The sequence below is a fragment of the Microbispora oryzae genome, from assembly GCF_017896165.1.
In the GTDB taxonomy this organism is placed as follows: domain Bacteria; phylum Actinomycetota; class Actinomycetes; order Streptosporangiales; family Streptosporangiaceae; genus Microbispora; species Microbispora oryzae.
On record NZ_JAFCNB010000005.1, the window covers coordinates 269128 to 288296 of the forward strand.

Consider the following 19169-nt stretch of genomic DNA (forward strand, 5'->3'; position numbering starts at 1 on the left):
GCTTTCTCCTTCATGGGGATTCGGGAGGAGGGGCCCTCCGGGGAGCGAGCGGCCGAGGCACGGGATCAGGCGCCTGAGGCCGGCTGAAGCTCGGTCAGCATCAGAGTGCTACCCATCTCCGGCCAGCCACGCCAGAACGTCGGCGGGTATTTGGGCGTGCCCTTGGCGTCCGTCGGCCAGTTCTTCCAGACGGCGTTCGTGGTCTGCGACCACAGGCCGGTGTACCAGAGCGGGATGACCGGCATCTCGTCCAGCTGGATCTTCTGGAGCTGTGCGGTGATCCGCTTCATGCCCTCCAGGTCTTCCGGCTTGACCTGGTCGAGCCGCTGCGTGAGCTGCCACGCCTGCTCGTTGGCGTACCGGCCGAAGTTGGTCGTGGTCTGCAGCTTCTGCACGGGTAGCCGGAAGAGGTAGTCGTAGTACAGCCAGGGGGTGTTCGCCAGCTGCTTGTCGTTGTTGAGCACCATGTCGTACTTGCCGGAGTTCCGGCGGTCGACGAGGTCGTTGTAGTCCGGGAAGCCCGGCTGAATGTCGATGCCGGCCTCCTTGGCGCTCGCGCTGATGACCCTGGCCGCCTCCACCCAGTCGGTCCAGCCCGCCGGGACGATGAGCTTCAGCGAGATCTTGGCGCCGCTGGGCGACTCCACCAGCCCGTCGCCGTTCTTGTCCTTGTATCCCGCGTCGGCGAGGAGTTGCTTGGCCTTGCTGACGTCGTGGGTGAACCCGTACTGGTTCACCACGTTCCGGTCGATGTACTTGTCCCACTGCGGCAGCAGGCCGGTCGGGTTCGCGCCCTTCACCAGGTTGCTGTAGACACCCTGGACGATCTTCTTGAGGTCGATCGAGTAGGCGACGGCCTTGCGGAAGCTGACGTCGTCCATCGGCTTCTTCGTGGTGTTCAGCAGGAGCCACGTCGTGTTGGCCGGCAGCATGAACGGCGGTCCGTCGTAGTAGGTCTTGATGCCGAAGTCGCCCGTGACCAGGTTGCCGATCCCCGGCAGGAAGTTCGTGCTGAGGTCGAGGCCCTTCTGCAGCAGGAGGTTCATCGCGACCTCGTTGCTGGAGTTGACGTAGTCGACGATGTACTTCGGCTTCACGTCCTTCCCGAGGGCCTTGGTCGCCCACCAGTTGTCGCGCTTCACCCAGACCATCCGGTCCTGGTCATGCGACTTGTACGCGTACGGGCCGGTGCCGACGGGATTCTCGTTGGCGCCGTTCATCACCTCGTCCTCGGACCGGTTCGCCCAGATGTGCTTGGGGAGGATGGCCCTGCTGTAGAGGTGGTTCGCCCACTCCTGGTAGTTGGCGGTGGAGAAGGTGAACTTCACGGTGTGCGCGTCGACGGCCTCGGCCGTCTTCAGCCAGCTCCACAGCGGGTGATAGGGGACCGTCTCCATCTTGCCGAGCTCGAACGTGAACACGACGTCGTCCGCCGTGAGGGGCTTGCCGTCCGACCAGGTGATGCCGGGCCGCAGCTTGAGCGTGTATTCCTTGGGGCCGGTCCACTCACCGCTCTGGGCGAGCCAGGGGGTGAACGTGTCGGCGTCCGGGTCGTATATGAAGAGCGTCTCGTAGACGAAACCCTTGGTGCCGGTGGCGGAGTCCCACTCCCGCAACGGGTTCCAGTTCGACGGCGGCCCCCACTGGGTGCCGCTGGTGTAGAGGGTCTGGTTGCGGGGCAGCGACCCGCCCGCGCCCTGGTCCGCCGCCCCTCCCTCCTGACTCGGGGCGGGCGCCGGATCGGCTCCGACACCTGAACATGCCGTCAGCAGGCCGACTGCCAGCAGCGGGATGAGAAACCGTGGTCGGTTCCGCATGGTGACTCTCCTTCCCCCACGCGGCTGCGTGGGGTGCGTGCTTTTCCCAGGCCCCGATGTTGGCGGCGAAGCCATGCGAGGCTTCGCGTGAAACAGGTTCGCATTCTCGCCTGCGACAGCACATCGCGCGACCGGTCGGGCGCACTTCACCTCGTCTCCTTCACGCCCATCCCGCTGAACCGGATAAGCACCGAGACCGTAAAATCCGGGTGTCTGTGGTGTCAATAGGTCCGGATCGCGGCAAAGTAGCGGTAGTAGCCTGAGCTCACTGGACCGGTTCAGCTCCAGAGGGGATCCGTGAGAAGACCGACGATCGCTGACATCGCCCACCGTGCGGGGGTCTCCAAGGGCGCGGTCTCCTACGCTCTCAACGGGCAGCCGGGAGTGTCCGAGGCCACCCGGGCCCGCATCCTGGCGATCGCCCAGGAGATCGGCTGGCGGCCCAACATCGCCGCACGCGCGCTCAACGGCGCCCGCGCGCACGCGATCGGCCTCGCCCTGTGCCGCCCGGCCCGCATCCTCGGGGTCGAGCCGTTCTTCATGGAACTCATCAGCGGGATCGAGGCCGAGCTCGCGGCCCGGTCGTACGCGCTGCTGTTGCAGGTCGTCGCCGACCACGAGGCCGAGACGAACATCTACCGCCGCTGGTGGGGGGAGGGCCGGGTGGACGGCGCGATCCTGGTCGACCTGCACCGCGACGATCCGCGGGTGCCGGAGATGGAGTCCCTCGGCATGCCGGTCGTCGTCCTCGGTCATCCCTCGGCCGCGGGCTCACTGCTGCCCGTCTGGGCGGACGACGGCGTCGCCGTCCGGGAGACCGTGGAGTATCTCGTCGCACTCGGCCACCGGCGCATCGCCCGCGTGGCCGGCCTGCCCCGGCTGATGCACACCGCGATCCGAGACGCCGCCTTCGAGGAGGTCTGCGCCTCTCTGGCGGTCGAACGGCACCAGATCCTCCACACCGACTACACCGGCGAGGAGGGCGCCCGGGCCACCCGCCGCCTGCTCAGCTCACCCGACCGGCCCACCGCCATCGTCTACGACAACGACATCATGGCCGTGGCGGGCCTGTCGGTGGCCCAGGAGATGCGGCTGGCGGTGCCGGACGACCTGTCCATCGTCGCCTGGGACGACTCGCCGCTGTGCCAGGTCGTCCGGCCCCCGCTGACCGGCCTGACCCGCGACATCCCCGCGTACGGGGCCCACGCGGCGCAGCGGCTGCTCACCCTGATCGACGGCGGGGAGACCACGCCCCTGGAGGACGAGGCCCCCCGCCTCACCGCGCGGGGCAGCACCGCGCCACCCCACTGATCCCGATTCCCTCGGCGCTCGCCGTCTTACGAGGCGCCGGCCGGCGCCTCCGGCGGAACGTCGGCCTCGAAGAGCTCGAAGCGCAGTGCCATGACGGCGAACATGGCGTCGTCCTCGTCCGGGATGGTCGTCCAGCAGCCGAGGCAGAAGCCGACGCCGTCCCTGGTGGTCATGTAGTGCCGCACGGCCATCACCCGTCCGGCGTCGTGCTTGGCGCAGGTGAGCAGGACGCCGCGGCGCCCCGCCACCTCCGCGTCGCCGATCCGGAGATCGGTGAAGCCGATCCCCTCCAGCGAGCCCTGGACGTTGCGCGCCATTTCGGCCGCGTCGCGCCCCGGGCGCATCGGCTGCCGGAAGACGATGAGGCCGTGCCGCCGGTCGTTCCGGTCGCCGTACCTGGCGGTCTCCCACGGGCTGTTCTTCAGGTTCGGCGGCCGCTCGTCCCATTCGCCCGGGACCTGTACGGCGTAACCGAAGTCGGGTCGTTCGATGCGCTGCCATCGCGTGTCGTGCATGTGGCGCTCCTCGGCGTCGACGCGTCGAAGGTGCCTGAGGGCAGCGGTGTACGACTCGCCGGTGCGGCGAGACCGTTCGCGGACACGCCGCTTGAAGTGCTTGTTCTCCGTCATCTCGCTGTCATCAGGCCCTCGACACCACGGAACTCGTCCCCGGCGAAGAGCCCGTGGCGGGCGGATGACCAGCGATCCGAGGAAGCAGATCCCCTTTGCCTCCGCCGAGCGGCCCCGCCGGGAGGGCCGAAGGAGGTTGGGCGTTGGATCGACGCCGACCGTCAGAATCGCCGACACCCCCCGACATGTCAAGGTGATTCCCGTGCCCGGCGGAACGCTTCCGTGGCCGCTCAGGCGCTCTGAGCGGGCATGGCCGACCAGTCGATGGCCAGCCGCGTGGGGTCGGCCGCGTCCGTCCACACCTGGACGGTACGGCCCGGCAGGATCGCACCCATGAGGAGCCGGGGCAGGATCTGCCGGTGACTCACCGGATAGGGCGCGCCGTCGTGGGGCCGCACCTGCAGGTCGAAGGCGACGACCACCTGGTCGTTGACGCTGGTGCCGGTGTCCCGCATGCCGGTGATCAGGGCCGGGGCCGGGACACCGGTTCCGATCAGGTCACGGTTGCCGGTGCCCAGGAAGTTCTTCATCCGCCCGGCGAACCCGGTCGACCGTCCGGAGCCTCCCATCAGGCCCGTGCCCACGAAGATCGTGCTGATCACGAACGTGAGCAGGCCGGCCACGAAGACCGGAACCCCCCAGGTCATGGTGTAGATGGAGCTGATGCCGTAGATTCCGGCGATCAGCAGGGACAGCCCGGATCCGGCGGCGACGAGGGCGATGCGCGACATGATTCATACAACCTTTCCGATATTTCGTACGTCACAGAGGTAGGGGGAGCCGCTTGATCCGGACTTGCGGGGGGCTTTACCAGCCGCTTGAAAGCTGACATTCAGGCGGGATCGCTACACTTTCCCCGATTTGCCGCTACTGGCTCATGACCTGGGGGTGAACCCCGGTCCGATCCTCAGGAGCAAGACAGTGGGTCACGTCGACGTCCGGCCCGCACCGCCGGCGGAGGACCTCCCCGCACCGCCACGCGCCGTGCCCAAGTGGCGGGCCTGGCTGTGGGTCGTCGTCTCCGCCGCTCTGGGCGTGCTGGTCGGGGGCGCGACCTTCGCCGTCAGCGGATACGTCAAGCTCAGCGGCAACGTACGGCACGAGCAGGTGACCAAGCAGGAACTCGGCGCCCGCCCAGCCAAGATCAGCAAGGCGCTCAACGTCCTGATCGTCGGCTCCGACCAGCGCAACGGCGCGAACGCCAAGTATGGCAAGGCTCCCGGCGAGCGGACCGACACCATCATCCTGGCCCACATCTCCCCCAAGCGGGACGGCGCCGTACTGATCAGCTTCCCCCGGGACTCACTGGTCCAGCTGCCCTCCTGCCCGGCCAAGAAGGGTCTGCCGGGTCAGCGGGCCCACGTCGGCATGATCAACGAGTCGTTCAACTTCGGCGGCATCGCCTGCACCTGGAGAACGATCGAGGGCCTCACCGGCATCCACATCGATCACTTCGTCAAGGTCGACTTCACCGGCTTCAAAGCCATGGTGAACGCCCTCGGCGGCGTCCAGGTCTGCCTTCCCGAAGCCGTCAACGACAAGAAGGCCCTGCTCCATCTGCCCGCCGGCAAGCAGGTGCTCGCCGGTGAGCAGGCGTTGGGATACGTCCGGGCCCGCTACAGCCTCGGCGACGGCTCTGACATCGGCCGTATCCAGCGGCAGCAGATGTTCCTGGCTTCCATGGCCAAGAAGGCCATGAGCGGCCAGACCCTGACCAACCCCTCCGCCCTGTTCGGCTTCCTCGACGCCGTCACCAAGTCGATCACCACGGATCCCGACCTGACGCTCGGCGTCATGAAGGACCTCGCCATGAGCGCCAAGGGGCTCACCGCGGGCCAGATCCGGTTCGTCACCACCCCCTGGCGCTACTCGGTCACCAACCCCGGCCGGGTCGAGTGGGTGCAGCCGCAGGCCAACCGCCTCTTCAAGATGGTCGCCGCCGACGAGATCAGCAAGAACGTCAAGAGCGGCGAGCAGAAGATCCCCAAGTCGCAGATCCACATCGTGGTCCAGAACGGCACCGCCACCCAGGGCCTCGCCACGCAGGTGGCGGCGGAACTGGAGCAGCGCGGCTACCACATCGCCAAGGTCGAGCCGGCTCCCAAGCACTACTCGAAGACGGTCATCAAGTACGCCCCCGTCGGCGAGAGCCGCGCCGCCCGCCTGTTCCGCGAGCTGAAGAAGTCGGCCACCTTCGAGGTCAAGAACGCCCAGACGCAAGCGATCGTGCTGGTCATCGGTGCCGACTGGGTTGGCACCAAGCCACCCAAGTCGCTGGACGACGTGGAAGGGTTCGACGCCACCCAGGACAGCTGCACGGCCTCCTGACCGGCCGCCGAGCGCTTCGTCGCGTGTTTCTCGCCGCCGTCATCGCACGGAGTGGCGTCATAGGCGGCGTCCCTTGGGGTGGTGGAGGAGGGTCCAGGTGCCGTTTGGGTTGCGGCGAGCGGTGTAGCGGTCGGGGTGGGCGAATTTGTCGCGGTTGTGGAAGGTGCAGGCGGGGGCCAGCACGTCGAGGTTGGTGACGCCGTCGTCGATCCAGCCGTAGACGTGGTCGACTTCGGCCATGTCGGCGGGGATCGGGCAGCCCTGGCAGTAGCAGGTGGCGTACTGCGCCAGCAGGGCTTTGCGCTGGGCCGGGGTCGCCAGGCGGACGGAGCGGCCCATGTCCAGCACCTGGCCCTTGGCGTCCATCACCAGCCGGGTCAGGCGTGAGGTGCGGGCCAGCCGGTGGACGTCGCTGACGGGCAGCAGGTGCCCGGTCGCGACCAGCAAAGCGGGAGCCAACCGGTCGGGGGCATGCCCGCACGTGCGGCACGCGTCAGCGCGCGCCGCATCACCGCCGGACCCGGCGGTGTGGCCAGAGCCAGCGCCATCAGGTTTGGCATCGTCAGGTTTGGCATCGTCAGGTTTGGCATCGTCAGGTTTGGCATCGTCAGGTTTGGCATCGTCAGGTTTGGCATCGTCAGGTTTGGCATCGTCGGGATGGGCGGCATCGTTTGGGCCGTCTCGCCCTGTACCGGCCCTGAACGCGCCGACCCTGACCGCGCCGACCGTGGGCGCGCCGACCGTGGGCGGTGCCTCGGCATCACCGGGCACGCGCGCCGCACGGGCGCTCCTGCTTCCACCGACCCCGCCTTCCCCGCCGTCCGTGCCGTCCCCGCCGTCCCCGCCGCCCGTGCCGCCCGTGCCGCCCGTGCCGCCCGTGCTGCCCGTGCCGCCCGTGCCGCCCGTGCTGCCCGTGCTGCCCGTGCTGCCCGCGCGTGCGGTGCTGTGCGCACCGGCCATCCGGCTCGCGCCGGGTGGCGTGTTCGGAGCCTCCGTGTTCGAAGTCGCGGGATCTGTTGTACTGATCGACGAGTCGGGGTCCGAGTCCTGGGCCGAGCCGGTCGGCGGAGAGTCCTGTGTGCTGGTCGGCGCGGCGTCCTGCGTGCCGGTGGGGGCGAGGATGTCGTCGGGGAGGGATTCGGGGCGGACCATGACGAGGAGTTCGGTGGAGACCTTCTCGCTTAGCAGGGCGGCGAAGGCGTCGGCCTGGCGGACGCGGAGCGGCCGGTCGTCGTCCTTGGCCTTCGGCCGGGCGTAGGCGGTCATGAACTCCCGCAACCGTGCCGCGGTCTCCCTGGGCAGGCGAAACTCACCCTCTACACCACCGGTGTTCGATGGGCGGAGCAGCAGGAACCGGGACGCGTAGTCGTCCTCACACTCTTCGACGAGGGTGCCGGGGTCCAGGATCTCCCGGATGTACCGGCCGGCTTTGGCCACCTCGGCGCAGGTCGCGCTGTCGGCCAGTTGCACCAGGATCTGCTCGGCTTCGGCCGTCTGCCCATCGGTCAGCTTCGCCGTCACCGTGGTGATGGCGTCCACAGCGCCGCCGGACAGGGACCCGGCCCGGTAGCGGGCCTTCACCAGGGGAAGGCGGGCCACCTCACCGGAGATCCGCAACCACCGCGACGCCTGCGCCCCCGTCATCCCCGGACCATGCCGCACCACCACCGGCACACCCGGTACGCCCTGCACGCCCAGAACGTTCGGCTCGCCCGGTGTCCCAGGCACGCCCGGCACGTCAGCGCCGGTCTTCGCCGGGTCCGGCGTGGTTGCCCCCGGAGCGGGCGTGCTCAAATCAGGGGTGCTCGGTCTATCTGAGCGGAGCCATGAAGCGGTGGAGGCATGTCCATACTCCTTCGCCTCACCGGTGACATCCACCCGGTGCAGCAGCGCCACCATCGCCGAATTCAGCAGATCCACCGCCTGGATCAACGTCTCGGCCCGCTGAAGACAGACCGCCGAACTGTCCGGCACCTCCGCGGCCGCCCACCTGGCCGCCATCTCCAGCAGCTCCGCCTCCGACAGCCCCAGCCCCGCGCTCGTGGCATCGCCGACCACGGCACCTGCCACAGGGCCACCCTCCCCCGGCCCTCCCGTCCGACAGTCACCCTGCGGGTCCAGGCACGTGCCCACAATCACCGGCGGCACCGACCATGCCGACCGCGCCGACCGCGCCGAGACGCCTTCGGTGGAAGCCGGAGGAACGACGTCAGAATCGGCGCCTTCCGGCCGTATGGGATCAGAGCCATCCCGAACAGGATCGTTGAACGCCGGCACCGAGACACCCCCTCCCCACCATCAGCTCGTTCACGTAACCGCCACGCTACAGAACGTCACGGACAGAATCGGGAGGCCTTCGCCGGGTGTGGATATCTCGCAGGGAGCCGGTGCAATCCGCGCACAAAACGTGACAAGCCGTCACACAGGCCTGGACACGCATCGCGGAAAGACATGCGGACGCGCGCGTCCCGGAAGATCCCGCAGACGCGCGCGTCCCAGAAAGACGTCAGGCCCGATCCTTGCGGAGGACGTCAGAAGAGCCAGCCGAACAGGCCGCCACCCTTGTTCTCCTTGGGCTGCTCCTGCGTCGGGACCGGATCGGCCGTCTGCTGGACGGGCGGCTGGGAGGCCGGCGGCGCGGTGGTGGGCACCTGCGTGGGCCGCGAGCCGGAGGGGTCCTCCGCCGTCACGACCGGCCGCGTGGTGACGTGCGGCTTGCCGGTCGGCCGGTGGCCGGCCGGGGCCTTCGTGGAGTCGTGTCCACGGGGGGCCGCGGAGGCGGACGCCTTCGGGGCCGCACCCTGGTTCGGCGCCGTCCCTGAAGCCGGATCGCCCGCTCCGGGCTCGCCTGCGGCAGAGCCGTCGGATGCGGGGTCGTCCATGGCCGGATCGTCCAGACCGGAATCGTCCAGGGCGGGGTCCCCGGCGGCGGGCAGCGACCCCCCAGACTTCGCGGCAGGCGATTTCGGCGCCTGAGCCGTGCACCCGCTGCCGCCGGAACACGGAGATCCCGACGGGGATCCCACCCACGCCGTCAGGGCCCAGATGACGCCGACGACGGCCACCGCCGCGACGCCTACCCGGAGCAGGATGCTCTTGCGCCGCGGCGCTTCGAACTCCTCCGGGTCGTCCGAGTTGCGCCATCCGGCGCCCAGGAACCCCTTCGGGTCGGTCCCCGTCTCGGGCTCGCGCCAGGACTGCTGCGACTCGTGCCAGTCCGTCGCCGGGCCGCCGTCGTCGACGTACGCATCCCGGGCGCCCGTGGCCTCGTCATACTCGCCGTCCCTGTGGTCGGCGTCCCTGTGGTCGGCGTCCCTGTGGTCGGCGTCCCTGTGGTCGGCGTCCCTGTGGTCGGCGGCATGGTGGTCCCCGTCGGCGTAGTCGCCTTCGCCGTAACTCTCGCCGTAATCCGCGTCAGCCTCGTAACCGGCCTCGTAACCGGCCTCGTAACCAGGCTCGTAGCCGGCCTCGTAGTCGGAACGGGGGTCGGCGTCGAGGACGTCCTCCCCGTCGCCGACGACCCGATCGAGCGGACCGGAATCCGCCGGGCCCTGTCCCGGCCGCCAGTCCTCGGCCAGGAGGTCACCTCCGCGGGCGTCCCTACCTGCGGATTCCCTGTTCACAACCACGTCGTCCAGCTCCTCAGACCAAAACCTGTCGCTCTCCACGCCGTAGCGCCCCCCTGCATGGATGTAGGGCCGCACGAGCGGGCCGGTCTGCTCGCGGGCGTGCTCGGGACTGGGGTCGAGCATGGAGATCCTTCCTTCTGCTACTTGCTAGCGAACGTTCCTACCACTCATCCACACAGCAAGTCTGGAAATTTCACAACAAACTCAACAGCCCCAATTGTGCACAGACACACACTCAGCGGCCGGAACGGTCCATCGCGCTAAACCAACCAAACTTGACGGGAAACCAGGGATCCTCTTTAATGTCGACGAAACCGACTGATTTAGTAGGATTAGGAGGCGGGCATGAGAGAGCGCAGGCTCTGGGGTATCGCGGCCGCTGCCGTGGCGACCACGGCCCTGGTCACAGCCTGCGGGGGAGGGGGCGGCTCTGCCGGGGGGGACGGCAAGGTCCAGCTGGCGCTCGTCGCCTACTCGACCCCACAGGCCGCGTTCAAGGACATCATCGCGGCCTTCCAGAAGACGCCGGAGGGCAAGAACATCACGTTCACCCAGTCGTTCGGCGCCTCCGGAGACCAGAGCCGCGCGGTGGCGTCCGGCCTCAAGGCCGACATCGTCGAGTTCTCCCTGGAGACCGACATCACCCGCCTCGTCAAGGCCGGCATCGTCGCGAACGACTGGAACTCGGGCCCCACGCAGGGGATCCTGACCAGGTCGATCGTCGTCATCGGCACCCGCAAGGGCGACCCGAAGAACATCAAGACCTGGGACGACCTGATCAAGCCCGGCGTCGAGGTCATCACGCCCAACCCGTTCACGTCCGGCGGCGCCCGGTGGAACCTGCTCGCCGGCTACGGCGCCAAGTCGAACAAGGGCTCCGACGAGGCCGCAGGGATCGCCTATCTCGGCGCGCTCCTGAAGAACGTCCCCGTCCAGGACGACAGCGGCCGCAAGTCCCTGCAGACCTTCACCGGAGGCAAGGGCGACGCGATCCTCACGTACGAGAACGAGGCGATCTTCGCGCAGCAGAACAACCAGGAGATCGACTACACGGTGCCGGACTCCACGATCCTCATCGAGAACCCGGTGGCGGTGACGAAGACGTCGGCCCACCCCAAGGAGGCCGCCGCCTTCCTGAAGTACCTCTACTCCACCGAAGCTCAGACGATCTTCGCGAAGAACGGTTACCGCCCGGTGGCGGACGGGGTGACCGGGTTCGACTTCCCCAACCCGCCGCAGTTGTTCACCATCCGCGACCTCGGCGGCTGGGACGCGGTGACCAAGAACCTGTTCGACACGGCCGGCAAGGTCGCCGACATCGAGCGCAAGCTCGGAGTGGCGACGGAGAAGTGACCTCCGGCGCATGACCACCGACACCGCACGACGGCCCCTCTCCCCGCCCCGCACACCGGGCGGGGAGGGGCGGCCGCGTCCGCGCTTCTCGACGGGCACCGCGACCGGCCTGGGCGTCGCGGTGCTCTACCTGAGCCTGATCGTGCTCATTCCGCTGGCGGTCGTCGTCTGGCGCTCGCTGGACCAGGGCCCCGGCTTCTTCTGGCGAGCGGTCACCACGCCGGACGCCTGGGCCGCCCTCACGCTGACCGTGGTCGCCTCCGCGATCGTGGCGCTGATCAACCTGGTGATGGGCACGATCATCGCCTGGGTGCTGGTCCGCGACCGCTTCCCCGGCAAGGCGGTCGTCGACACGATCATCGACCTGCCGTTCGCACTGCCCACCATCGTGGCCGGCCTCGTGCTGCTCGCCCTGTACGGCCCGGAGAGCCCGCTGGGCGTGAACCTCGCGTACACGAGGGCGGGCGTCGTGCTCGCGCTGCTCTTCGTCACGCTGCCGTTCGTGATCAGGACGGTCCAGCCGGTGCTCCTCGAACTCGACGCGGACGTGGAACAGGCGGCGGCCTCCCTCGGCGCGAGCCCGTTCCAGATCTTCCGCCGGATCATCCTGCCGAACCTGGTGCCCGCGATGCTGTCCGGTACGGCGCTGGCCTTCACCCGCGCCATCGCCGAGTTCGGCTCGACCGTGCTCATCTCGGGCAACCTGCCGTTCAAGACCCAGGTCGCCGCCGTCAACCTGTTCAGCCAGATCGAGAGCGACAACACCACGGGAGCGGCCGCGATCTCGACGGTCCTCCTCGCCGTGGCGCTGGCCGCGCTGCTCCTGCTCGATCTCCTGCAACGCTGGGGGAACCGCCGTGGCTAGGTACATGGCTAGGTACGGACTGCGCACGCTCGCCGTCGTCTATCTGCTGTTCCTGCTGGTGCTTCCGGTGATTCTGATCATCTGGCGCACGTTCGCGGGAGGTCTGGCGCCGTTCGCGGAGGCGCTGACATCCCCGTCGGCCCTGCACGCGTTCCAGGTGACGGTCGTCGTGGCCGGCTGGGCCGTGGTGGCCAACACCGTCTTCGGGATCGGGGTGTCGTTGCTGCTCACGCGCCACTCGTTCCCGGGCAAGCGGCTGCTCAACGCGTTCATCGACCTGCCGATGGCCGTCTCGCCGGTGGTCGTCGGGCTCGCGCTCATCCTGGTGTACGGCCGGTTCGCGCCGGTCGGCGGGCTGCTGGAGAGCTGGGGATTCCAGGTGATCTTCTCCACCCCCGGCATGGTGATCGCGACCGTATTCGTCTCGATGCCTCTCGTCGTACGCGCGCTGGTGCCGGTGCTTGAGGAGCTGGGCGACGAGCAGGAGCAGGCGGCGCACACCCTGGGCGCCAGCCGCCTCCAGTCGTTCCTGCGCATCACGCTTCCGGGCATCCGCTGGGCTCTCGGCTACGGCGTGGTGCTCTGCCTGGCCCGGTCCCTCGGCGAGTACGGCGCGGTGGCCGTGGTCTCCGGCCGCCTCGTTGACCAGACTCAGACCCTGACCCTGTTCGTCGAGGAGCGCTTCCAGAACTTCGATCAGCCGGCGGCGTTCGCGGCGGCGACCGCCCTCGCGCTGGTCGCGGTGCTCACGTTGCTGCTCACCAAGCTCCTGCGCCCGAAGGATTAGACGCCATGGCCATCGAAGTACGCGACGTGACCAAGTCGTTCGGGACGACGCCCGTCCTGCGGGACGTGTCCGTCGACGTCGAGTCCGGCTCGCTCACGGCCCTGCTCGGCCCGAGCGGCGGCGGGAAGTCCACGCTGCTGCGGGTCATCGCCGGTCTGGAGCGGCCCGACATCGGCACCGTCCACATCTCGGGGGTGGACGCCACCCGGCTGTCCCCGCAGCGGCGCGACGTCGGCTTCGTCTTCCAGCACTACGCGGCCTTCAAGCACCTGACGGTCTTCCGCAACGTGGCCTTCGGGCTGGAGATCCGCAAACGCCCGAAGGACGAGATCCGCGAACGGGTGATGGAGCTGCTTGAGCTCGTGCATCTGGAGAAGCTGGCCGACCGTTACCCATCGCAGCTGTCCGGAGGCCAGCGGCAGCGCATGGCCCTGGCGCGGGCGCTCGCCGTCGAGCCCAAGGTGCTGCTGCTCGACGAGCCGTTCGGCGCGCTCGACGCGCAGGTCCGCAAGGAGCTGCGTACCTGGCTGCGTCGCCTGCACGACGAGGTGCACGTCACGACCGTCTTCGTGACCCACGACCAGGAGGAGGCCATCGAGGTGGCCGACACGATCGTGGTGCTGGCGGACGGCGAGGTCAAGCAGGTCGGCAGCCCCGCCGAGGTGTACGACCACCCCGTGGACCCGTTCGTGATGCGCTTCCTCGGCCCGGTGACCGAGATCGGGGGCGACCTCGTCCGCCCGCACGACATCGAGATCAGCGCCTCGCCTCTCGACGGCGGAACCCCCGCTACGATCGCCCGGGTCGTCCGGCTCGGCTTCGAGGTCAGAGTGGAGGTCGAGGTCGACGGGCAGGACGGGCGGGAGGCATGGGTCCAGGTGACCAGGGAGCTCGCCGACCGGCTGGGGCTCGCGCCGGGCGACACGGTCACGCTGCGACCCACGCCTGGTGCCCGCCGTCTGGCGCTGAGCGCCGTGTGACGGATGCGGCTCTCCGCCAGAACGCAGTACGCCCTCCGGGCCGCCGCGGAACTGGCGGCGGCCCCTCCCGGCCCCGTGTCGGCCGAGAGGATCGCCGCGGCTCAGGACATCCCGCGCAGATTCCTCGACAACATCCTGCTCCAGCTCCGCCGGGCCGGGCTGATCCACAGCCAGCGCGGGCCCGACGGCGGCTACTGGCTGGCCCGGCCGCCCACCGAGATCACGCTGGCCGACGTGGTCCTCGTGGTGGAGGGCGTCGCCCAGGAGAACGAACGTTTCCCGGGGGTGGCGCGACCGCTCGCGAGCGTCTGGGGCGCGCTGCGTGAGCACGAGCAGGCGACGCTCAACGAGATCACCCTGGCACATATCGCGAGTGGTTCACTTCCGCCCCTTTAGTTATGGAAGACTCCGCATTCAGTGCAATGTGCCAGGCGTAGAGGCAGGGCGGGATGGGGACTGCGGAGCAGCTCATCGTCAGGCGATACCGGCTGGTGCGTGCCCTCGGCCACGGCAGCATGGGGGTCGTCTGGGAGGGCCGGGACACCCTGCTCGACCGTCCGGTCGCGGTCAGAGAGGTGCTGCTGCCCCCCGCCCTGACCGAGACGCGGCGGCTGCCGCTGGCCCAGCGCGTCACGCGGGCCGCGCGCCACGCCGAGCGACTGCGGCATCCCAACGTCACCGCCGTCTACGACGTGGCCGAAGAGGACGGCACGCCGTACGTGGTGATGGAGCTGGTCCCGTCCCGATCGCTCGACGGGATCGTCGCGAGCGACGGCCCCCTCACGCCCGAACGGGCCGCCGCGATCGCGCGCAAGGTCCTCGCCGCGCTGGTCCACGCCCACACCGCGGGTGTACGGCACGGCGACGTGCGCCCGTCGAACGTGCTTCTCGCGCACGACGGACGGGTGCTGCTCACCGACTTCGGGCTCGGCGCGCTCGCCGCCGACCCCGCGTTCGCCAAGCCAGCCGCGCAGCGGGCGCCCGCGCACGGCGAGCCCGTCCAGGCGAGCCGCGGCGTGGCGGCCTTCCTCGCGCCCGAACGGTCGGACGGTGGCAACGTGACCGTCGCGTCGGACCTCTGGTCGTTCGGCGCCACCCTGTTCTTCGCCGTCACCGGGCGCCCTCCGGGGGGACGGCCGGCCGACGACGTGCCCGAACCCCTGCGTCCGCTGGTCACCGGCCTCCTGGCACGCGACCCGCGCAAGCGGCTCGACGCCGACGCCGCGGACCGGGCGCTCGCGGCGATAGAACCGCCGCCGGCGCCGCCCGCGCCCGCACGGGGCGGCGGCACGCGTACGCGACTGGTCGCCGGGATCGCCGCGGCGGCGCTGGTCGTCGGCGCGGTGGGGGGCTGGGCCGCGCTACGGCCGAAGGCCGGCACCGCCGCCGCCACGCCTCCCGGCCCGTCGTCCGCCGGCACTGGAACGGGCACCGGAGCGGGCAGTGGAGGGGGCACAGGAGGGGGCAGTGGAGGGGCCACCGCCTCGTCCGCGGCCACGCCGCAGGGCCCGTCGCCCTCCCCCAGCCCGGCCCGCCGGCTGAAGCTGACCTGGCACCGGGCGGAGACCGGCTGGCGCGCCGCCGTCCCCAAGGGCTGGACGATGGAGACCACGGACTACACGACCCGGTGGCTCGACCCCAAGGGCGCGGCGCGGCTGACCGTGGAGGTCACCGCGCAGAGCGGCACCGATCCGCTGGGAGCGCTCCAGGAGGCCGAGGCGATGACCCGCCCGACCGTCGACGCGTACCGGAAGATGCGGCTGCGCGCCGTGACGACCCCGGCTGGGGCGGCCGCCGACTGGGAGTTCACCTGGACCCAGCGGAAGGCGTCGGCCGAGAGCCATCTGGCCAAGGGCGCCGCGTATCACCAGTACCGCCGTGTGATCGCCACGGGTACGACCACGAGCGTCCTCACCTGGACGACGGACGCCGCGGAGTGGGACCGGCTGCGGCCCACCCTGGTGCGGGCCTTCGCCCTCTTCACGCCTCCGGCCTCCTGAGTCCTTCACACCTTCGGCTGGAAATCCACCGCACGCCCGTCGCACTGTGCGATGATGCCCACTGGAAGTGATAACGGTTTTCACAGTCACTCGGGGGGTATCGATGAGGGTGGCCTTCGTCGGCAAGGGCGGGAGCGGCAAGACGACGCTGTCGTCGCTGTTCGCCCGGCACGCGGCGCGACAGGGACCGGTGGTCGCGATTGACGCCGACATCAACCAGCACCTCGGCCTCGCCCTCGGGGCGGCCGAGACGCCGCCGCCGCTGGGCGGGATGCTGATCGATATCAAGGACTACCTCCGCGGGGACAATCCGCTCATCCGCGACGCCGCGTCGATGGTCAAGACGACCCCGCCGGGCCGCGGCTCCCGGCTCGTCCGGCTCGACGACCCGTTCTTCCCGTCCTGCCGGGTCGCGGGGGTCTCGCTCATGGTCACCGGGCCGTTCGGCGCGGACGACCTCGGCGTCGCCTGCTATCACTCCAAGGTCGGCGCCGTGGAGCTGTATCTCAATCACCTGGTCGACGGGCCGGGCGAGTACGTCGTGGTGGACATGACGGCGGGGGCCGACTCGTTCGCCTCCGGCCTGTTCACCCGGTTCGACCTGACCTACCTGGTGGCCGAACCCACCCGGCAGGGCGTGAGCGTCTACCGGCAGTACCGTGACTACGCGGCCGACTTCGACGTCCGCATCGCCGTCGTGGGCAACAAGGTGCAGTCGCCGGACGACGAGGCCTTCCTGCGCGACGAGGTCGGCGACGACCTGATCGCCTGCTTCGCCCACTCTCCGGCCGTACGGGCGATGGAGCAGGGCCGGCCGTTCGGGCTCGCCGACCTGGAGCCGGCGAACCTGCGGTCCCTCGACACGCTGCTCGACCGTCTCGACCGGCAGCGTAAGGACTGGGAGAAGTTCGGCAGGCAGGCGGCCGAGTTCCATCGCAGGAACGCCCGCGCCTGGGCCAACCGGGCCACCGGCCAGGACCTCGCCGCGCAGATCGACCCGGATTTCGTGTACGGCCCCGCCACCGTCACCACCGGGTAGGTCGTCGGCCGAGATATCGGCTCACCTATCAGCCCAGATACACGTGTCGCCTTCGCGCCAGATGGAGGCGGCCCCCCTCCGAACTACCGTCGAGTCCATCCCTCGGAGAGGAGAACATCCATGTCGCTGACCGTTCCGAACGATCTGCTCGACCAGGCCCGCGGCGGTGAGATCGACGACGAGGCGTTCGTCGCCTGCGTCCGCGACTCGCTGCCGTACGCCTGGGCGACGATCAGCGAGCTCGTGGACCGGCGTGACCGGTCGGGCGCCGAGTTCGCCGACAACCAGGTGCCCCCGCCGGACGAGGCCGCCCGCGGCCAGCTCCTGCGGTGCCTGGCCAGCGACGCGATGCGCGGCGCCCTCGAACGGCACTTCGGCGTGCGCCTCGCGTTCCAGAACTGCCACCGGGTGGCGGTCTTCCACCCGGCCGCGACCGGTGCGTACGAGGCGTTCGTATCGCCCCGGGCGCAGATCCTGAACCAGAAGCCCGAGCTGGTGGACTGCTAGCCGGACCGCTAACTGGACCGCTAGCCGGACCGCTGGCCAGGCGGTCGCCGGGGGGCGTCGTTCCCGGTTCGCGACGCCCCCCGGTCCCTCGCCCTCAGGCCCGGCGAGGCCGGGTGAAGCCGGGTGAGGCGGCTCAGCGCGCGCGCAGCGCGGGCAGGACCTCGGCGCCGAGGCGGGCGATGGTCTCCCTCGTCCGCTCGGGCACTCCGGTGCCCTCGACCATCAGGATGAGATGCCGCAGACCGGTCCGCCCGGCCGTGGCGAGGATCTTGTCCACGCAGTGTTCCGGAGAACCCACCGGATGGATCCGGCACAGCATGTCGACATATTTCGCTATATCGCGCTGCGGGGGCGGGCGGCCGTCCACCGGCACGTAACCGGCCAGCCCGGGTTCGAGCCACCGCGGGAGGGCATCCGTCAGCTCCCGGACCGCCCGGCTCGTCGAGTCGGCGACGTGGCAGACGGCCGCGGCGATGTGACGCGGCGGCGGGCCTCCCTCGCGTCGTACGGCGTGGGCCTCGTAGTGCTCGATCATGGCGGCCTTCTCGGCGTCGCCGACGTGCATGCCGAGCAGCATGGGCAGCCCGCGCCCGGCCGCCAGCCGCGCCGTCGGTTCGGACGTGCACGCCACCACGGGCGTCATCCGGGCGGGCGGCATGACCGGCACCTCGCGGAAGCGGAAGAACTCGCCGTCGGCGCCGACGCGGCCGCCGGACAGCGCGGCGCACAGCAGGTCGAGCGACTCGGGGAAGCCCCGTTCGAACCGCGCCGTTCCGGTGCCGAAGACCTCCAGCTCCAGCCAGGGACCGCCGCGCCCCACCCCCAGACGGAACCTGCCCCGCGACACGTGGTGGAGCAGCGCCGCCTCCTCGGCCAGTGCGACCGGATGCCGGGCCGAGAGCACGCTGACCGCCGTACCGACCGTGATGCGCGAGGTGCGGCCCAGCGCGACGGCCGCGAGCGTGACAGCCGACGGACAGACGCCGTACGTCATGAAGTGGTGCTCGGCGATCCACGCGTCGTCGAACCCGGCCCGCTCGGCCGCCTCGATCGCCGCCACGGTGTCCCGCAGTACCGCGCCGGGGTCGGCGCCGGGGAAACCGGCCCCGATCAGGAAGACACCGATCCTCAGGTCGCGGATATCACAGACGTCGCGGCCCGTCCCGGTCGTCACAGGGTCTGATCTCCCCCGGCCCCGATCACGGAAAACGTCAGCGGAAACGTCAGCCGGCGCGGGAATCGGCGTAGAAGGCGTCCACGGCGACCTCCACCGCCGTCAGGGATGTCCGTATCAGGGCGATGTGGTCGCGGCGGACTTCCTCGGGAGGGTCTCCGGCCAGTGTCCTGGCGACGGCGGTGAGATAGGCGGCCCGGTAGGCCCCGGCCACCAGTGCGGCGGCGATCCGGTGGCGCGGGTCGCCGGGCCCGGCCCCGGCCGCGCGCGGGTCGCCGGGCCCGGCCCCGGCCGCCTCCTCCAGCAGGGCGGCGAGTGCCTCCTCCAGCGCCTCCACCTGTTCCCGGGCCCTGGCCCGCAGCGCGGGAGATTCGCGGACGACCCGCCAGAAGGGCTCGTAGCGGGGGTCGACGCCGCCGAGCGGGTGCCCCTCCTCCAGCAGCCGGACGAACAGCTCCCGCAAGGCCGCGATCGGCCCCTCTCCCGGGGGCCGGTCCCGTACGGCCCCCTCGATCAGTTCGGCGGCCTCGGGGAAGCGGTCGAGGAACAGGTCCTCCTTGCGCGGAAAGTAGTTGAAGACCGTCTTCGCCGACACGCCCGCGGCCTCCGCGATCTCGGCAACCGTGACCGCGTCGAACCCCCGCTGGAGGAAGAGCCCGGACGCGATGTCCGAGATCAGCTGCCGGGTCAGCTTCTTCTTCCGCTCCCGCAGTCCCAGTTCCTCTCGCACGGCATCACTTTAGCCGGTAT

Annotated in this window: 17 protein-coding genes; 10 read left to right on the forward strand and 7 right to left on the reverse strand. The window is 70.0% G+C overall.

From position 1 onward, the window contains the following. Positions 1–65: 65 nt before the first annotated feature. Positions 66–1817: an ABC transporter substrate-binding protein gene (locus JOL79_RS12155; RefSeq protein WP_210155860.1), complete on the reverse strand. Its 1752-nt coding sequence runs from the start codon at positions 1815–1817 to the stop codon at positions 66–68. A 297-nt stretch (positions 1818–2114) separates the two neighbouring features. Between JOL79_RS12155 and JOL79_RS12160 the strand changes: the two genes are divergently transcribed. Continuing rightward, positions 2115–3128 (forward strand): LacI family DNA-binding transcriptional regulator, encoded by a 1014-nt coding sequence (locus JOL79_RS12160; protein ID WP_210155861.1) that lies wholly within the window; start codon positions 2115–2117, stop codon positions 3126–3128. A 26-nt stretch (positions 3129–3154) separates the two neighbouring features. Here the strand turns inward: JOL79_RS12160 and JOL79_RS12165 are convergent, their stop codons facing one another. Both JOL79_RS12165 and JOL79_RS12170 read right to left on the reverse strand, forming a co-directional pair. Further along, a complete protein-coding gene (locus tag JOL79_RS12165) occupies positions 3155–3757 on the reverse strand; it encodes a hypothetical protein (RefSeq protein ID WP_210155862.1) in 603 nt (200 codons plus the stop codon). A gap of 230 nt (positions 3758–3987) precedes the next feature. Then, entirely contained in the window at positions 3988–4488 is a 501-nt protein-coding gene (locus JOL79_RS12170) for a hypothetical protein (protein WP_210155863.1), read from the reverse strand. 190 nt (positions 4489–4678) lie between these two features. Between JOL79_RS12170 and JOL79_RS12175 the strand changes: the two genes are divergently transcribed. Next, positions 4679–6085: an LCP family protein gene (locus tag JOL79_RS12175; RefSeq protein ID WP_210155864.1), complete on the forward strand. Its 1407-nt coding sequence runs from the start codon at positions 4679–4681 to the stop codon at positions 6083–6085. 57 nt (positions 6086–6142) lie between these two features. Here the strand turns inward: JOL79_RS12175 and JOL79_RS12180 are convergent, their stop codons facing one another. Then, complete coding sequence (locus JOL79_RS12180; RefSeq protein WP_210155865.1) at positions 6143–8155, reverse strand: HNH endonuclease signature motif containing protein; 2013 nt, start codon at positions 8153–8155, stop codon at positions 6143–6145. A gap of 461 nt (positions 8156–8616) precedes the next feature. Continuing rightward, positions 8617–9837, reverse strand: coding sequence for a hypothetical protein (locus tag JOL79_RS12185; protein WP_210155866.1), 1221 nt, complete (start codon positions 9835–9837; stop codon positions 8617–8619). 222 nt (positions 9838–10059) lie between these two features. Between JOL79_RS12185 and JOL79_RS12190 the strand changes: the two genes are divergently transcribed. The 8 genes from JOL79_RS12190 to JOL79_RS12225 all read left to right on the forward strand — a co-directional run bounded on the left by JOL79_RS12190 (position 10060) and on the right by JOL79_RS12225 (position 17245). Continuing rightward, a complete protein-coding gene (locus JOL79_RS12190; RefSeq protein WP_210155867.1) occupies positions 10060–11067 on the forward strand; it encodes a sulfate ABC transporter substrate-binding protein in 1008 nt (335 codons plus the stop codon). Positions 11068–11077: 10 nt separating this feature from the next. Then, positions 11078–11932, forward strand: coding sequence for a sulfate ABC transporter permease subunit CysT (gene cysT, locus JOL79_RS12195; RefSeq protein ID WP_210155868.1), 855 nt, complete (start codon positions 11078–11080; stop codon positions 11930–11932). Positions 11933–11936: 4 nt separating this feature from the next. Beyond that, positions 11937–12719, forward strand: a complete 783-nt coding sequence (locus JOL79_RS12200) for a sulfate ABC transporter permease subunit (RefSeq protein ID WP_210155869.1) — start codon at positions 11937–11939, stop codon at positions 12717–12719. A gap of 5 nt (positions 12720–12724) precedes the next feature. Then, entirely contained in the window at positions 12725–13699 is a 975-nt protein-coding gene (locus JOL79_RS12205; protein WP_210155870.1) for a sulfate/molybdate ABC transporter ATP-binding protein, read from the forward strand. Between the two features lie 3 nt (positions 13700–13702). Continuing rightward, on the forward strand, positions 13703–14095 hold the full coding sequence (locus JOL79_RS12210) for an RrF2 family transcriptional regulator (protein WP_210155871.1): 393 nt from the start codon (positions 13703–13705) through the stop codon (positions 14093–14095). A gap of 53 nt (positions 14096–14148) precedes the next feature. Continuing rightward, positions 14149–15699, forward strand: a complete 1551-nt coding sequence (locus JOL79_RS12215; RefSeq protein WP_210155872.1) for a serine/threonine-protein kinase — start codon at positions 14149–14151, stop codon at positions 15697–15699. A 103-nt stretch (positions 15700–15802) separates the two neighbouring features. Then, positions 15803–16738, forward strand: coding sequence for an ATP-binding protein (locus JOL79_RS12220; protein ID WP_210155873.1), 936 nt, complete (start codon positions 15803–15805; stop codon positions 16736–16738). Positions 16739–16858: 120 nt separating this feature from the next. Continuing rightward, the gene (locus JOL79_RS12225) at positions 16859–17245 is read left to right on the forward strand and encodes an SCO5389 family protein (RefSeq protein ID WP_210155874.1); all 387 of its coding nucleotides are present in this window, start codon (positions 16859–16861) and stop codon (positions 17243–17245) included. Positions 17246–17378: 133 nt separating this feature from the next. Here JOL79_RS12225 and JOL79_RS12230 read toward each other — a convergent pair whose 3' ends face one another. Both JOL79_RS12230 and JOL79_RS12235 read right to left on the reverse strand, forming a co-directional pair. Beyond that, complete coding sequence (locus JOL79_RS12230; protein WP_372446755.1) at positions 17379–18419, reverse strand: LLM class flavin-dependent oxidoreductase; 1041 nt, start codon at positions 18417–18419, stop codon at positions 17379–17381. A 49-nt stretch (positions 18420–18468) separates the two neighbouring features. Beyond that, complete coding sequence (locus JOL79_RS12235) at positions 18469–19149, reverse strand: TetR/AcrR family transcriptional regulator (RefSeq protein ID WP_210155875.1); 681 nt, start codon at positions 19147–19149, stop codon at positions 18469–18471. Positions 19150–19169 lie beyond the last annotated feature (20 nt).

Excerpts from the sequence above, each read along its gene's own strand:
- JOL79_RS12155 (WP_210155860.1), bottom strand. The coding sequence starts at position 1,817 with ATGCGGAACCGACCACGGTTTCTCATCCCGCTGCTGGCAGTCGGCCTG.
- JOL79_RS12165 (WP_210155862.1), bottom strand. The coding sequence starts at position 3,757 with ATGACGGAGAACAAGCACTTCAAGCGGCGTGTCCGCGAACGGTCTCGC.
- JOL79_RS12170 (WP_210155863.1), bottom strand. The coding sequence starts at position 4,488 with ATGTCGCGCATCGCCCTCGTCGCCGCCGGATCCGGGCTGTCCCTGCTG.
- JOL79_RS12185 (WP_210155866.1), bottom strand. The coding sequence starts at position 9,837 with ATGCTCGACCCCAGTCCCGAGCACGCCCGCGAGCAGACCGGCCCGCTC.
- JOL79_RS12190 (WP_210155867.1), top strand. The coding sequence starts at position 10,060 with ATGAGAGAGCGCAGGCTCTGGGGTATCGCGGCCGCTGCCGTGGCGACC.
- cysT (WP_210155868.1), top strand. The coding sequence starts at position 11,078 with ATGACCACCGACACCGCACGACGGCCCCTCTCCCCGCCCCGCACACCG.
- JOL79_RS12200 (WP_210155869.1), top strand. The coding sequence starts at position 11,937 with ATGGCTAGGTACGGACTGCGCACGCTCGCCGTCGTCTATCTGCTGTTC.
- JOL79_RS12205 (WP_210155870.1), top strand. The coding sequence starts at position 12,725 with ATGGCCATCGAAGTACGCGACGTGACCAAGTCGTTCGGGACGACGCCC.
- JOL79_RS12210 (WP_210155871.1), top strand. The coding sequence starts at position 13,703 with ATGCGGCTCTCCGCCAGAACGCAGTACGCCCTCCGGGCCGCCGCGGAA.
- JOL79_RS12215 (WP_210155872.1), top strand. The coding sequence starts at position 14,149 with ATGGGGACTGCGGAGCAGCTCATCGTCAGGCGATACCGGCTGGTGCGT.
- JOL79_RS12220 (WP_210155873.1), top strand. The coding sequence starts at position 15,803 with ATGAGGGTGGCCTTCGTCGGCAAGGGCGGGAGCGGCAAGACGACGCTG.
- JOL79_RS12225 (WP_210155874.1), top strand. The coding sequence starts at position 16,859 with ATGTCGCTGACCGTTCCGAACGATCTGCTCGACCAGGCCCGCGGCGGT.